11 protein-coding genes and 1 pseudogene are annotated in these 14,052 nt (G+C 70.7%); 6 read left to right on the top strand and 6 right to left on the bottom strand.

Going from position 1 to position 14,052, the window contains the following annotated elements:
- Positions 1–70 precede the first annotated feature (70 nt).
- Positions 71–868, top strand: coding sequence for a carbon-nitrogen family hydrolase (locus tag IE263_RS01755; RefSeq protein ID WP_189931391.1), 798 nt, complete (start codon positions 71–73; stop codon positions 866–868).
- 71 nt (positions 869–939) lie between these two features.
- On the opposite strand, the gene IE263_RS01750 is transcribed toward IE263_RS01755, so the two are convergent.
- Positions 940–1,368 carry an SsgA family sporulation/cell division regulator gene (locus IE263_RS01750; RefSeq protein WP_373311831.1) on the bottom strand — a complete coding sequence of 143 codons (429 nt, stop codon included), beginning with the start codon at positions 1,366–1,368 and terminating at the stop codon, positions 940–942.
- A gap of 176 nt (positions 1,369–1,544) precedes the next feature.
- On the opposite strand from IE263_RS01750, the gene IE263_RS49430 reads away from it, so the two are divergent.
- Positions 1,545–3,053: a sigma-70 family RNA polymerase sigma factor gene (locus IE263_RS49430; protein WP_189931389.1), complete on the top strand. Its 1,509-nt coding sequence runs from the start codon at positions 1,545–1,547 to the stop codon at positions 3,051–3,053.
- A 28-nt stretch (positions 3,054–3,081) separates the two neighbouring features.
- Here the strand turns inward: IE263_RS49430 and IE263_RS01740 are convergent, their stop codons facing one another.
- Complete coding sequence (locus IE263_RS01740; RefSeq protein WP_189931387.1) at positions 3,082–3,576, bottom strand: LURP-one-related/scramblase family protein; 495 nt, start codon at positions 3,574–3,576, stop codon at positions 3,082–3,084.
- A gap of 140 nt (positions 3,577–3,716) precedes the next feature.
- On the opposite strand from IE263_RS01740, the gene IE263_RS01735 reads away from it, so the two are divergent.
- Positions 3,717–5,540, top strand: coding sequence for a thioredoxin-like domain-containing protein (locus IE263_RS01735; protein ID WP_189931385.1), 1,824 nt, complete (start codon positions 3,717–3,719; stop codon positions 5,538–5,540).
- 12 nt (positions 5,541–5,552) lie between these two features.
- On the opposite strand, the gene IE263_RS01730 is transcribed toward IE263_RS01735, so the two are convergent.
- The 4 genes from IE263_RS01730 to IE263_RS01715 all read right to left on the bottom strand — a co-directional run bounded on the left by IE263_RS01730 (position 5,553) and on the right by IE263_RS01715 (position 10,310).
- Complete coding sequence (locus tag IE263_RS01730; RefSeq protein WP_189931383.1) at positions 5,553–5,807, bottom strand: DUF6458 family protein; 255 nt, start codon at positions 5,805–5,807, stop codon at positions 5,553–5,555.
- Between the two features lie 194 nt (positions 5,808–6,001).
- Positions 6,002–7,300, bottom strand: a complete 1,299-nt coding sequence (locus tag IE263_RS01725) for a M18 family aminopeptidase (RefSeq protein WP_189931380.1) — start codon at positions 7,298–7,300, stop codon at positions 6,002–6,004.
- A gap of 202 nt (positions 7,301–7,502) precedes the next feature.
- Positions 7,503–9,329, bottom strand: a complete 1,827-nt coding sequence (locus IE263_RS01720; protein WP_189931378.1) for an acyl-CoA dehydrogenase — start codon at positions 9,327–9,329, stop codon at positions 7,503–7,505.
- A gap of 135 nt (positions 9,330–9,464) precedes the next feature.
- Positions 9,465–10,310: an intradiol ring-cleavage dioxygenase gene (locus IE263_RS01715; protein WP_189931376.1), complete on the bottom strand. Its 846-nt coding sequence runs from the start codon at positions 10,308–10,310 to the stop codon at positions 9,465–9,467.
- A 186-nt stretch (positions 10,311–10,496) separates the two neighbouring features.
- Here IE263_RS01715 and IE263_RS01710 point away from each other — a divergent pair, with 186 nt between their 5' ends.
- The 3 genes and pseudogenes from IE263_RS01710 to IE263_RS01700 form a co-directional block, all read left to right on the top strand.
- Positions 10,497–10,970, top strand: coding sequence for an SseB family protein (locus IE263_RS01710; RefSeq protein ID WP_189931374.1), 474 nt, complete (start codon positions 10,497–10,499; stop codon positions 10,968–10,970).
- Positions 10,971–11,147: 177 nt separating this feature from the next.
- On the top strand, positions 11,148–13,097 hold the full coding sequence (locus IE263_RS01705; protein WP_189931372.1) for an NHL repeat-containing protein: 1,950 nt from the start codon (positions 11,148–11,150) through the stop codon (positions 13,095–13,097).
- Positions 13,098–13,224: 127 nt separating this feature from the next.
- Positions 13,225–13,932 (top strand): annotated as a pseudogene (locus IE263_RS01700) (pirin family protein); the annotation flags it as partial.
- Positions 13,933–14,052 lie beyond the last annotated feature (120 nt).

The raw sequence follows: 14,052 nt of genomic DNA, 5'->3' as shown, positions 1-14,052 counted from the left end.
TTTCGTGTGACGATCGTAGGCCCGTGTGGGAAGCCCGTGTGGACCGCTCGAATGCCAGGACGGTGGTAGTGTGCGCGCGTCTCTGATCCAGATCGCCGTGGAAGAGGGCGAATCGGTCGAAGCGCGGCGGGTGCGGGTCGCCTCGCTGGTGCGTGAGCAGGCCGGTTCCGCCGACCTCGTGGTGCTTCCGGAGCTGTGGACGACCGGGGCGTTCGCCTACGAGGAGTTCGGCAGTGAGGCCGAGCCGCTGGAAGGGCCCACCTACGAGGCCATGGCCAAGGCCGCGAGCGACGCGGGCGTATGGCTGCACGCGGGCTCGATCCCCGAGCGAGACCCCGACGGTCCCCTCTACAACACGTCTCTCGTCTTCTCCCCCTCCGGTGAGCTGGCCGCCGCCTACCGCAAGATCCACCGCTTCGGCTTCGACAAGGGCGAGGCCGTCCTGATGGGCGCGGGGCGCGAACTGGTGACGGTACGGCTCCCCGGGACGACTCTCGGTCTGGCCACCTGCTACGACCTCCGTTTCCCCGAACTCTTCCGCGGTCTCGTCGACGCCGGCGCCGAGACCCTGGTCGTCCCGGCGGGCTGGCCGGAGCGCCGCCGGTCGCACTGGACGCTGCTGGCCCAGGCGCGGGCGGTCGAGAACCAGGCGTTCGTGCTCGCGTGTGGAACGGCCGGGACGCATGCGGGAGTTCCGCAGGCGGGTCACTCGATCGTGGTGGATCCGTGGGGCGAGGTGCTCGCGGAGGCAGGCTCCGGCGAGGAGGTCCTCACGGTGGACCTCGACCCGTCGAAGGTCGCGACGACCCGGGAGCAGTTCCCGGCCCTGAAGGACCGGGTGCTGGGGCTCCAGCCTCCTCGGCGCTGAGCGTCCCCGGCCGGCGGCGCGGCTCATACGCCGTCGAGGAAGGTGGCTCATACGCCGTCGAGCAAGGTGGCTCATACGCCGTCGAGCAGCGCGGCGAGGCCCCGGTCCAGGGCCGGGCCGAGGAACTCGTCGGCCGGTTCGGTCACGGTGTACGACCGCAGCAGGAAGCGGTGGAGCGCGGCGGAGTCGAAGCGGATCATGGCCACGCCCTCCGCCGCGTGGAGTTCCACGATCGTGTGGGACGGCCCGCACGGCCAGATGTGCACGGCGCCCACACCGGACGGCGCGACCAGCCCCTCCTCCAGGAGCGTGCGGGCGAACATCCAGGTCGCCCTCTCGCCGTCGAGCGTGGCGCAGCCCGGGAACACGAACTGCACGGCGAGCGGGTCGTCGGACGTGCAGCGCAGGGTGACGGGCACCGCGACCTCCTGGTCACGGGTGATCAGACGGGCGCCCATGGGCTGGTCCAGGGTGATGTGCACGGTCGGTCTCCGATTCATGTGCCGGTATGCCTTTCTCGACCGTGCGGAGGGCCGTGCATTACGCGACCGACGAGAGCAATCGGTGTGACCTGAGTCACTTTCTCGGGCCGCCGGAACTGTAGTTGAAAGTTTTGTCATCTACGCTGACAAACCTGAAACTCCCCTCCTTCGCAGGCAACTGGAGCGTTGCTGCCATGAACGCTGGTTCCACCCCCGGTTCCACCGCCGAGTACGCCCGGATCTACGAGGAGCAGCAGCCTCGGCTCGTCGCGTACGCGCGCTCGCTCACCAGGAACACCTGGGTCGCCGAGGACCTCGTCGCCGAGGCGCACTTCCGGGTGTGGCGGAGGCTGTCCGCGGGGCACGAGATCGACAACGTCCCCGCGTACCTCATGACGACGGTCCGGCATCTCGCGATCGCCGCCGGGAGCGCCGCCCGGGAGACACCGCGGGATCCGCAGACCGACGTGCGGGCCGAGGCCGACGCGCACGGGGACGACCCCGCCGAACAGGTGTCCTCCGTCGACCTGCTGATGCGGGTGCTGGGCCAGCTGCCCGAGCGCTGGGTGAAGGCGCTGTGGCTGGCGGAGGCGGAGGGCCAGCCGCTGGCGGCGATCGGGCCGCAGCTCGGCACCAAGCAGGGCGCGACCGCGGTCCTGCTCCACCGCGCCCGCGAGGGTATGCGGCAGGCCTACCTCAGCACCCAGACGGGTGTCCCGGACGACCCCGCCTGCCAGGTGCACTGTGCCCGTATGCCCGCGTACGTGCGCGGTGCGGCGACGGCACGGCAGTCCGAGCGGCTGCTCGGCCATGTGGACGCGTGCGACGACTGCCGCGCGCGGCTCACGGCCTTGATGCAGGCCAACAACCGACTGCCCGCGCTCGTCGGTCCGGCGCTGCTGGTGTTCGCGCTGGGCGGCGCGGGGCGGTTCCTGCTGTCGTTCACGGCGGGGTCCGCCGGTGCGGTGACCGGTGCGGTGACCGGGTCGAGTGCGGCGGGCGGGCACGGCGGCGGGCTGCTGCACGGGGCGCGCCACGCCGCCACCGGTGGCGCGAAGACGCCGCTCGCTGCCGCGGCGGGCGCGGCCGTGGCAGGCACCGTGGCGATCTGCCTCGCGCTCGGCTCGGCCGACGCCTCGCCCGAAACACCGGAAAGAACGCCGGTGGCCGAGGTCCCCGTGGCGCAGGCGCCGGTGGCGCAACCGCAGAAGGCCGGCACCGAGGAACCCGAGAGCCGGAGGCAGGAGGCCGAGCAGGTGCGCACGGCCGCCGGCACGGCCGTATCCCCCGGAACGTTCGCGGGACCCGCGACCCTCGAGCCGGTGGCCGACCCCGGCGGGACGGGGACGACGGGCGAGGCCGTGCCCCGGAAGCCTGCGGACGAGGCACCGCAACCGGGCGGTGCGGACAGGCCGGCTCCAGGAACGGACCCGGAGCCGGCGGCGCCCTCGGACAACCCGGGCACGCACACCCCCGGTTCGGGGACGGACGATCCGGAAACGGACGACCCGGCCACCGAGACCCCGACCGAACCTCCCGTGGACACCCCGGACCCGGAAACCCCCGCCCCTCCGAAGGAGGACACCCCGGCGCCGTCCGAGCCGAACCCCGAGGTACCCGGGGAACCCGGCGGCGACTGCGCGGACGGCCACGGTCCGATGCACGAGGCCCCCCACGGCCGTATCCCTCACGGCAGGGCTTGAGAAGTCCGGCCGCGTCGGTCCTCCCGCGTCAGTCCTCCCGCTCCTTCTCCGTCAGGTGGATCACGCACACCGTGACCGCGATCAGCAGCGCCGGATCCGCGTCCTCGCGTACGACGTCGACGCCGTACGTCTCCCGCACATGCAGCCAGCGCCGGGAGACGACGGCCAGGAGCTCGCCGTCGTACTCGATGGCGAACTCCCGGTCGAGGATCTTCCCGCTGACGTCCAGCTCGGTGCGGCCGTCCGCCAGGGAGACCCGGTAGTGGTTGCGCAGCAACGACAGCCGTTTCCGCCGGATGGTGGCCAGCGGCTCGCCGTCCCGTTCGATCACCATGGTGTCCCGCAGGGCGAACATCTTCTTGCGGATGTCGATCAGGACCCGCCCGTGGGTGTCCTTCAGCTCGAAGGTGTCCCGCAGCCGGATCGCCTTGCCGTCGACGAGGTACACCCTGTTCCCGCGGTCGTCCTCGATCCAGTAGTCGTCACCGAAGGCCAGGAGCCGGTCGCGCACGAGGAATCTCATGTCGTCACCGCTTCCCCGGCGGCCGGTCCGGAACGCCGTCGGTAGGCCGACGGGCTGAGTCCGCGTCCGGTGCGGCGGCGGACGAGTCCACGGGTACCGCCCGCCTCGACCGCCTGCGACGCCGTGACACCCTGGAGGCCATGAGTGACTCCTCTCCCCGCCGCGTCCGCGTCCGCGCCCCCGAGCTGATCGGCAAGGGCGGCTGGCTGAACACGGGCGACAAGCAGTACACCCTTGCTGACCTGCGCGGACGGATCGTCATCCTGGACTTCTGGACGTTCTGCTGCATCAACTGCCTGCATGTCCTCGACGAGCTGCGCGAGCTGGAGGAGAAGCACCGGGACACGGTCGTCGTCATCGGTGTGCACTCGCCGAAGTTCGTCCACGAGGCGGAGCACGAGGCGGTCGTCGACGCGGTGGAGCGGTACGGCGTGGAGCATCCGGTGCTGGACGACCCCGAGCTCGCCACCTGGAAGCAGTACGCCGTGCGTGCGTGGCCCACGCTCGTGGTCATCGACCCCGAGGGGTACGTCGTCGCCCAGCACGCCGGTGAGGGGCATGTGCACGCCATCGAGCGGCTGGTGACGGAGCTGGAGGCCGAGCACGAGGCGAAGGGCACGCTCCGGCGCGGCGACGGGCCGTACGTGGCGCCCGAACCGGAGCCCACGGCTCTCCGCTTCCCCGGCAAGGCGATCCTGCTGCCGTCCGGGAACTTCCTGGTCAGCGACACCACCCGGCATCAGCTGGTGGAGCTGGCGGGGGACGGGGAAAGCGTCGTGCGGCGGATCGGGTCCGGGGCGCGCGGCTTCGCCGACGGCACGGTGGACACGGCCGCCTTCAACGAGCCGCAGGGGCTGGCCCTGTGGGACGACTCCTCCGTCGTCGTCGCCGACACCGTCAACCACGCCCTGCGCCGCCTCGACCTCGTCTCCGGCGGGGTGACGACCCTGGCGGGCACCGGGAAGCAGTGGTGGCAGGGCTCATCGACGTCCGGCCCGGCCCGCGGGATCGACCTGTCCTCGCCGTGGGACGTGGCGCTCTTCGGCGGCAAGGTCTGGATCGCGATGGCGGGTGTGCACCAACTGTGGACGTACGACCCGGCCGAGGGCACGGTCGGCGTCGCCGCCGGCACCACCAACGAGGGGCTCGTCGACGGGCCCGCCGCCGAGGCCTGGTTCGCGCAGCCGTCCGGGCTCGCGGTCTCCCCGGACGGGGAGCGGCTGTGGCTCGCCGACTCCGAGACCTCCGCCCTGCGCTGGGTGGACCTCGAGGGCGTCGTCCACACCGCCGTCGGCACCGGCCTGTTCGACTTCGGGCACCGCGACGGCGCCGCCGAACAGGCCCTCTTCCAGCACCCCTTGGGCGTTACGGCGCTGCCCGACGGCTCGGTCGCCGTCAGCGACACCTACAACCACGCCCTGCGCCGCTACGACCCGGCGACGGGCGAGGTCACGACGCTCGCCACCGATCTGCGCGAGCCCAGCGACGCCGTCCTCGTCGGGGACGACATCGTGGTCGTGGAGTCGGCCCGGCACCGGCTCACCCGGCTGCGGCTGCCGGAGGAGGCGGTCAGGGTCGCCGCCGTCGCCCACCGCACCCAGCGCGCCGCCACCGAAGTGGCGCCCGGCAGGCTGCGGTTGGACGTGATCTTCCAGGCCCCCACGGGCCAGAAGCTCGACACACGGTACGGCCCCTCCACACGCCTGCTGGTCTCCGCCACCCCGCCCGAGCTGCTGCTGTCGGGCGAGGGCGCGGACACGGACCTGTCGCGCACGCTGGAGCTCAACCCGGCGGTGCGGGAAGGGGTTCTGCACGTCTCGGCCATGGCCGCGTCCTGCGACGACGACGCTGCGAACGAATACCCCGCCTGCCATGTCCACCAGCAGGACTGGGGCGTTCCGGTGCTGCTCACCGAGAACGGCGTCGACCGGCTGCCGCTGGTGCTGGCCGGCCTGGACGCCTGATCCCGGCAACGGTCACACGCCGTACCCGTCGTGGTATCCGCCGCGGTGGTGGTGATGGCGCTCCTCCTCGACGACGGTCGTCGAGGCCGGAGGCACCACCACGCGGCGGCGCCGGGCGATGCTGCTGAAGGTCGTCACGCCGATCAGGCCGACGATCATCAGGATGATTCCGACCAGGTCGAGGTTGACCCCCTGCATTTCCCAGTCGGTCGCGAACGTGAGGATGGCTCCCACGGCGATGAGGATGATGCACCCGCCGAGGCCCATGAGTGTCGCCTCCCCTTCGGTGTACCGGTCGTTCCGGTCCGTGACAGCGGGTACCCGGGCGACCGCCGACCACACATCACCGAGCTGCGGGCCGTCCTTGCCGCCGTCCGGGCCATCGCCGACCGCCTGCCGGACGAAGCCTCCGGAGGCGCGGCCCCCGGAGGCTGACCCGCGAGGAACGCCCTGGGCAGGCCCTAACCCTGCAGGAACGCCACCAGCGCGTTCGCCAGCAGGTACGGGTCGTCAGCGCCGCTCAACTCCCGTGCGCTGTGCATCGACAGGATGGCCACGCCGATGTCGACGGTCCGGATGCCGTGGCGGGCCGCGGTGATCGGGCCGATCGTCGTGCCGCACGGCATGGAGTTGTTGGAGACGAAGGACTGGAAGGGCACGCCCGCCTTCTCGCAGGCGGCGGCGAAGATCGCCCGGCCCGAACCGTCCGTGGCGTAGCGGTTGTTGACGTTGACCTTGAGGATGGGGCCGCCGTTGACGCGGGGGTGGTGCGTCGGGTCGTGCCGCTCCGCGTAGTTGGGGTGGACGGCGTGACCGGTGTCGGAGGAGAGACAGACGGTGCCGGCGAAGGCCCGCGCCCGGTCCTCGTACGACCCTCCGCGCGCGAACACCGAACGCTCCAGCACGCTGCCGAGCAGCGGCCCGTCCGCGCCGGTGTCCGACTGCGAGCCGTTCTCCTCGTGGTCGAAGGCGGCGAGGACCGGGATGTACGGCAGACCCGCACCGCTGGTCGCCACGGCCGCCAGCGCCACCGTACCGGCGTGCACGGACAGCAGGTTGTCCATGCGCGGCCCGGCCACCAGCTCCTGGTCACGGCCCAGGTAGGCGGGCGGCTCGACGGAGTGCGTCATCAGGTCCCAGCCGGCGACCTCGCCCGCGGGCAGCCCCGACTCCTCCTCCAGGAAGGCGATCAGGTCGCCGTCCCGGACGTCGTTGCCGAGACCCCAGATCGGCTGGAGGTGGCGCTGCTTGTCGAGCTTGAGGCCCTCCGACGACACGGAACGGTCCAGGTGGATGGCGAGCTGCGGCACCCTCAGCAACGGCCGGCCGATGTCGACCAGGCGTGTCGAGCCGTCCCGCAGGGTCACCCGGCCGGCGAGGCCCAGGTCGCGGTCGAGCCAGGAGTTGAGCAGCGGCCCGCCGTAGATCTCCACGGCGACCTGGCGCCAGCCGTGCGCGCCGGTGTCGGGCAGCGGCTTGACGCGCAGGTTGGGGGAGTCGGTGTGGGCGCCGATGATCCGGAAGGGGGTGTGCGGGGTGGCGCCCTCGGGGACGTACCAGGCCACGATCGCGCCCCCGCGCAGCACGTACTTGCCGCCGCTGGACCCGTCCCAGGCGTCCGTCTCCGCGACCTGCCGGAAGCCGGCCTTCTCCAGCCGTTCGGCGGCGTTCGCCACGGCGTGGTACGGCGAGGGGCTCGTCGCCAGGAAGGACATGAGGTCGTCGGTGTGGCCGCGGTCGAAGCGGGAGGGTTCGCTCATGGGGTTCACCTTAACGACGTACGAGGGCCCGCTCCCCGAGATGGGGAGCGGGCCTCGTGAGGTGTGCGAAGTGACGGGTGTCCACCAGGTGCCCGGAGCTGGTGCGGGCCGGGGGCGAGTCACGCGGCCCGGCGCTTGCGGGGTGCCGCCCGCGCCCACCCGTGCCGCCCCGGCGGCACGACCGCCCGCGGCTTGACGGGGCCTAGAACGCGGCCTCGTCCAGCTCCATCAGGTCCAGTTCGACGCCCTCGGCGACCTTGCGGGCCAGGGTGACGCCGGGCAGAACGTTGGCGGCGAAGAACTTCGCCGCGGCGATCTTGCCGGTGTAGAAGGCCTTGTCCTTGGCGGAGGCCGTCTCCAGCTTCTCGGCGGCGACCGCCGCGCCCTTCAGCAGCAGGTAGCCGACGACGACGTCACCGGAGGCCAGCAGCAGACGGGTGGTGTTCAGGCCGACCTTGTAGATGTTCTTGACGTCCTGCTCGGTGGCCGCGAGGTCGGTCAGCATCAGGCCGACGATGGCCTCCAGTTCGACGGCCGCCTTGGCCAGGTGCTCGCGGGCGCCCGCCAGCTCCTCGCCGCCGGTGCCCAGCGCCAGGAACTTCTTGATGTCCTCGGCGAGGGAGTTCAGGGCCGCGCCCTGGTTGCGGACGATCTTCCGGAAGAAGAAGTCCTGGCCCTGGATCGCGGTGGTGCCCTCGTACAGGGTGTCGATCTTGGCGTCGCGGATGTACTGCTCGATCGGGTACTCCTGCAGGAAGCCGGAGCCACCGAAGGTCTGCAGCGACTGGGCGAGCTGCTCGTAGCCCTTCTCGGAGCCGTAGCCCTTCACGATCGGCAGGAGCAGGTCGTTCAGGGCGTGCTCGGCGGAGGTGTCCTCGCCGGCGGCCTCCTTGACGGCGATCGCGTCCTGGACCGAGGCGGTGTAGAGGACGAGGGCGCGCATGCCCTCCGCGTACGCCTTCTGCGTGATGAGCGAGCGGCGCACGTCGGGGTGGTGGGTGATGGTGACCTTCGGCGCGGTCTTGTCCATGAAGTTCGCCAGGTCCGGACCCTGGACGCGCTCCTTGGCGTACTCCAGCGCGTTGAGGTAGCCGGTGGAGAGGGTGGAGATCGCCTTCGTGCCGACCATCATGCGGGCGAACTCGATGATGCGGAACATCTGGCGGATGCCGTCGTGCTTGTCGCCGATCAGCCAGCCCTTGGCGGGGTGGCGGTCGCCGAAGGTCATCTCGCAGGTGTTGGAGGCCTTCAGGCCCATCTTGTGCTCGACGTTGGTGGCGTAGGCGCCGTTGCGCTCGCCCAGCTCGCCGGTCTCGAAGTCGAAGAGGTACTTGGGGACGAGGAAGAGGGACAGGCCCTTGGTGCCGGGGCCGGCGCCCTCGGGGCGGGCGAGGACGTAGTGGAGGATGTTCTCCGACATGTCGTGCTCACCGGACGTGATGAAGCGCTTCACGCCCTCGATGTGCCAGGAGCCGTCCTCCTGCTGGATCGCCTTGGTGCGGCCGGCGCCGACGTCCGAGCCGGCGTCCGGCTCGGTGAGGACCATCGTGGAGCCCCACTGCTTCTCGACGGCGATCTGCGCGATCTTCTTCTGGACCTCGTTGCCCTCGTCGAAGAGGATGCCGGCGAAGGCCGGGCCCGAGGAGTACATCCACACGGCCGGGTTGGCGCCGAGGATCAGCTCGGCGTACGCCCAGATCAGGGACGGCGGGGCGGTGGTGCCGCCGATCTCCTCGGGCAGGCCCAGACGCCAGTACTCGGAGTCCATGAAGGCCTGGTAGCTCTTCTTGAAGGAGGCCGGGACCGGCGCGGTGTTGGTCTCCGGGTCGAAGACCGGGGGGTTGCGGTCGGCGTCCGTGAAGGACTCCGCGAGCTCGTTCTCCGAGAGGCGGGTCAGCTCCTCGAGGATGCTCTTCGCGGTCTCGGTGTCCATCTCCTCGAACGGGCCGGTGCCGTACAGCTTGTCGCGTCCCAGTACTTCGAAGAGGTTGAACTCGATGTCGCGGAGATTCGACTTGTAGTGCCCCATGGCGACGGCTCCCGGCTCCGTAGAGAGATCGGCGAGGCACTGGATCCTCGCGCTAGTTCACGTACCAACAAGTAGCTACGATGATGCTACCCGTCGGTAATAAGCCGCAACCCCGAACCGGTGAACTGTGACAGGTCACACCGGCACCGTCAGCGTCGCCGTGTATCCCTTCTCGACGCTGCCCGTCATCGTGGCCAGCTGCTGGTCGTGGCCGTCGCTGAAGATGTTGTCCGTCTCCAGGGAGAGCCGGCCCAGGTTCTGCGCGCTCTGGCTGTAGCCGTCCGTGGCGTACACCGTGTCGCAGACGTCCTCGGGCAGCGCGAGCTGCGAGGTGTTCGTGATGGACGTGGCCGCCGTGGCGTCGTCCAGGCTGCCGTAGACCTCGAAGTGGATGTGCGGCCAGCGGCCCGGGTAGCAGGCCGGGAAGATGCTCGTGAAGGTGACCCGGCCCTTGTCGTCGGTCTCCTGGACGCCCCGCAGGTAGTTCTCCTCGGTGACGCCCTCGGAGTACAGGGAGTAGTTGCCGTCCCGGTCGCAGTGCCAGAGGTAGACGGCGGCGCCCTTCTTCGGGGTACCGCAGCCGGAGGCGGCGTCCACGACCGTGAGCGTGACGGTGAGGGGGACGCCCTCGGCGGTGCCGCCCGCGGAGTCGCCGAAGCTCTTCGTGATGTCGCTGCGGACGACACCGCTCTCCTTGAGGACGTTCACGCCGTTCGAGCCGTCGCCGGGATAGGGGCCGGCGGTCTCGTTCGGGATCGTGGCGCACTCGGCGGAGGAGCTGCCGGACGACGCGGACGAGGAGGAGCCGGAGGCGGAGGAGGACGACGACGCGGTGTCGTCCTCGCTGCCCGAGCAGCCCACCAGGGGCACCAGGCTCGTCCCCGCGAGAAGCCGGATCATCCGGCGGCGGGCGAGGACGGGAAGGTCGTAGGAGAGCCCTCTGTCGTGCTCGTGGTCTTCGTCGTCGTGGTGGTGCCGCATGGTGGTGCCCCTCGCTGTGATGGCCGGCGCTGTGCCGTTCCGTGGCGCGCTCTTCGATGGGGGGACGCTATGGGTGTCCACTGTGGGATTCCAGGGCCGGCGCTGTGAAGTACCCATGGGGTGTGCGGGCCTCCCGGTGGCCCCGTGCCACCCCACTCGCCGGGCGATCTCGGTACGCTTGCGCGCATGTATGGATACGGCCAGCCCATGGACGGTGGCGCTGCCCAGCAGCAGTACGCCCCGCCGCAGCAGCCCATGGCCGGCGGGTACGGCCAGCAGCCGCCCCTGTATCCCGAGCCGTCCCCGCCCTCGCTCGCGGACGCGGTGCGGGCCTTCACCACCGGGCAGATGGCCGCCGAGGACTTCCAGCAGGTCTTCGCGACCTCGAAGGTGTACTGCCCGCGCGGCGACAACCCCGGCTTCCTCGCCCTGCACAACACCCAGCAGCCGGTGATCCCGATGTTCTCCACGCTCAAGGAGCTGCGCCGGTACGCGGGCAAGGAGTCCAAGTACTTCGTCATCACCGGTGCCGAGGTGCTCGACCTGCTGCCCACCGGCTACGGCTTCGTCCTCGACATGGAGGGCGAGCACCGGATGGTCTTCGACGCGAAGGCGGTCGAGCAGATGGTCGACTTCGCGATGCGCCGCATGTACGGCTGAGAGTTCCCCCGCGGCCGGAAAACGCTTCCGTGTTTGTCACAGGCATGCCATAGGGTTCCCTCTGGCAGCCGCGCCCCGTATGTCACCGCGCTCACGCGGTCGCGTCCGGGTGCCGCGCGGCGCTCTCATCTCCCGGTCGACCACCGGGTTCTCTTGTGGGGGTTCCTTACTGTGCGCATGCGCAGCACTTCGGCCGCGACGGCACTCGCGGTCCTCGTCAGCTCTGCGGCGCTGAGCGTCGCCGCGGCCGGTACCGCCGCGGCCGCTCCCGCCACCGTCACCAGCCCCGTCGGCCTCGTCGTGGACCACGCCCTGCAGCGTGTCTTCGTCGGTGACCAGGCCAACGGGCGGATCCTCGCCGCCGACTACACGGGCAAGCTCGTCGGGCTGAACGTCGGCTTCGGCGACGTCAGCGACCTGGCCGTGTCCGACGACGGCGCCACCGTCTACGCGGCCCTGCCGGCCACGCACGAGATCGTGGCGCTCGACGCGACCACGCTGCAGGTGAAGACCCGCTACGCCGTCGCCACCAACGCCGGCCCGCGCCACCTGGCCTTCTCCGCCGGCAAGGTGTGGTTCACGTACGGCGACCAGTGGGACGGCGACCTGGGCTCCGTCGACCCGTCGGTGGACCCGGCGAGTGGCACCGACCCGGTGACGCTGGCGCAGTTCCCGACCGAGGGCACCTCGGTCGGCCTCTGGGGTCAGGCCCTGCTGGACACCGACCCGCTCCGTCCGGGCGTGCTGGCCATCGGCCAGACCGGCGGCGGCTCCACGGACTCGATGGCCGTCGTCGACGTGTCGAGCGGGGCGCCCCAGCTCACGGCCTGGCACTTCAGCGACTACACGCTGAACACCGGTATCCGGGACATCGACCTCGTCGCGGGCTCGAACCAGGTCCTGGTCAACGGCACGGACCGGGACGCCTACGCGGACGGGAAGTTCAGCAAGGCCGGCGCCTACCCGGCAGGGCAGGCGGCCGACGTCGGCCGCAGTGGCCTGATCGCCCAGATCACCGGCACCAAGGTGGCGGTGTACCGGCCGAACGCCGCCCAGCCGGTGCGCACCTTCAGCACCGGAACCCAGCCCGCGGCCGACGTGACCTGGGCCCCGGACTCCTCCCGGATCTTCGCGCTCGTCCAGGACGGCAACGGCTACACGGTCAAGCCCCTGACCCAGCCGGCGCTGAACGTCCCCACCCTCACGGTCAACGCCCCCGCGTCCGCCCCGCGCGCCAAGAAGCTCACCGTCACCGGCAAGATCTCGGCGACGGTGCCGCTGCCGGCCGGGGTGAAGCTGACCGTCACCCGCACCGACCTGGAGAGCCCGAGCGGCAAGGCGCTGCCGGCCGTCACGGCGAAGGCGGACGGCACGTACTCCTTCACGGACGTCCCGCCGGCCGGTGGCACGGTCACCTACAAGGTCACCTACGCGGGTGACGCCACGCACACCGGGGCGAGCGCCTCCGACAAGGTCGCGGTCTCCCGGGCGGCGGTCTCGCTGACCCTGAACAACAACGGCAAGATCTACAACCACGGCACCGACGTGAAGTTCACGGCGCGCCTCGGTACGACGTACAAGAACCGTACGGTCCAGATCTGGTCGGACCCCTTCGGCGGCGACGCCCCGAACAGGCTGATCAAGACCGCCAAGGTCGATGCCCACGGCAACATCGGCGCGTGGGTGGACATGACCCGCGACACGACCGTCACCGCGGTCTTCGCGGGCGACGCCGGCTACGCGCCGAAGACGGTGAAGGTCACGGCGTACGCGCGCGTGAAGGTCTCCATGGCCGTCTCCAAGCACTACAAGACGGCCAAGATCGGCTCGACGTCGTACCAGTGGTTCCACAGGAACACCGACCCGCTGCTCACCTCGACGATGAGCTACTACCCGGGTCGTCAGCAGCGCTTCGATCTGCAGGTCTCCTACCGGGGTTCGTGGGTCCCCGCGGACCCGCTCTGGGTGGGGATGGCCACGAACGGCAAGTCGCTCGTGACGCTGGAGGCCCCCGGTGAGTCCGGATGGAAGGTGCGCGTCCGCTCGGCGTACATCAACGGCTCGTCCGGTGACAGCGTGAACTCGACGACGTACGGGGCCTGGAAGTACCTGTACTTCAGCAACTGAGCATGATCGCCTGAGGGCGGTCCAGGCAGCGGAGCCCGGAGGGAATGTCCTCCGGGCTCTTGTCGTTCTGGGTGGCAGAAAGTTCAACGCTCAACTAAACTGGGACGCACGTCGCCCAAGGAGGTACATCGACGGCATCTTCGACCACCAGGACAGCAACGGCGGTGGCGGCACCATCACCAACGGCGACACCCAGTGGATGACGGCCGGCGCGGGCCTGCTCCACATCGAGGCGCCGCCGGAGCACCTCGTCATGTCCGGCGGCCTCTTCCACGGCCTCCAGCTGTGGGTGAACCTCCCGGCGCAGGACAAGATGATGGCCCCGCGCTACCAGGACATCCGCAGCGGCAACGTCCAGCTGCTGACGTCCCCGGACGGCGGCGCGCTCCTGCGCGTCATCGCCGGCGAGCTGGACGGCCACGCGGGGCCGGGCATCACCCACACCCCCATCACGATGATCCACGCGACGCTGGCGCCGGGCGCGGAGATCACCCTGCCCTGGCGCGAGGACTTCAACGGTCTCGCGTACGTCCTGGCGGGCAGGGGCTCGGTCGGCACGGAACGCCGCCCGATCCACCTCGGCCAGACCGCCGTCTTCGGCGCCGGTGGCTCGCTGACCGTCCGCGCGGACGAGAAGCAGGACTCCCACACCCCGGATCTCGAGGTCGTCCTGCTGGGCGGACAGCCGATCCGTGAACCGATGGTCCACTACGGCCCGTTCGTCATGAACACCAAGGACGAACTGATGCAGGCCTTCGAGGACTTCCAGAAGGGCCGGCTGGGGACGATTCCGGCGGTGCACGGGATGACGGAGGAGGGCCCGCAGGAGGTCTGAGCTCCGGTACGTCGCGTCACGGCCCGAAGCCGCAACCTCGTGTTGCGGCTTCGGGCCTGCCTGTCTCAGCGGGGGCGCTGCGTCACCCGGGCGGGCCGTGTCCGCAGGACAGCCCTGCAC

Source organism: Streptomyces aurantiogriseus (assembly GCF_014649375.1).
In the GTDB taxonomy this organism is placed as follows: domain Bacteria; phylum Actinomycetota; class Actinomycetes; order Streptomycetales; family Streptomycetaceae; genus Streptomyces; species Streptomyces aurantiogriseus.
The sequence above is the reverse complement of the archived record's forward strand: the minus strand, read 5'-3'. Positions and strand labels throughout refer to the sequence as shown.

Coding starts and splice junctions, on each gene's coding strand:
- IE263_RS01710 (WP_189931374.1), top strand. CDS start 10,497: ATGTATGGATACGGCCAGCCCATGGACGGTGGCGCTGCCCAGCAGCAG.
- IE263_RS49430 (WP_189931389.1), top strand. CDS start 1,545: ATGAACGCTGGTTCCACCCCCGGTTCCACCGCCGAGTACGCCCGGATC.
- IE263_RS01730 (WP_189931383.1), bottom strand. CDS start 5,807: ATGGGCCTCGGCGGGTGCATCATCCTCATCGCCGTGGGAGCCATCCTC.
- IE263_RS01740 (WP_189931387.1), bottom strand. CDS start 3,576: ATGAGATTCCTCGTGCGCGACCGGCTCCTGGCCTTCGGTGACGACTAC.
- IE263_RS01715 (WP_189931376.1), bottom strand. CDS start 10,310: ATGCGGCACCACCACGACGACGAAGACCACGAGCACGACAGAGGGCTC.
- IE263_RS01705 (WP_189931372.1), top strand. CDS start 11,148: ATGCGCAGCACTTCGGCCGCGACGGCACTCGCGGTCCTCGTCAGCTCT.
- IE263_RS01735 (WP_189931385.1), top strand. CDS start 3,717: ATGAGTGACTCCTCTCCCCGCCGCGTCCGCGTCCGCGCCCCCGAGCTG.
- IE263_RS01750 (WP_373311831.1), bottom strand. CDS start 1,368: ATGAATCGGAGACCGACCGTGCACATCACCCTGGACCAGCCCATGGGC.
- IE263_RS01720 (WP_189931378.1), bottom strand. CDS start 9,329: ATGGGGCACTACAAGTCGAATCTCCGCGACATCGAGTTCAACCTCTTC.
- IE263_RS01725 (WP_189931380.1), bottom strand. CDS start 7,300: ATGAGCGAACCCTCCCGCTTCGACCGCGGCCACACCGACGACCTCATG.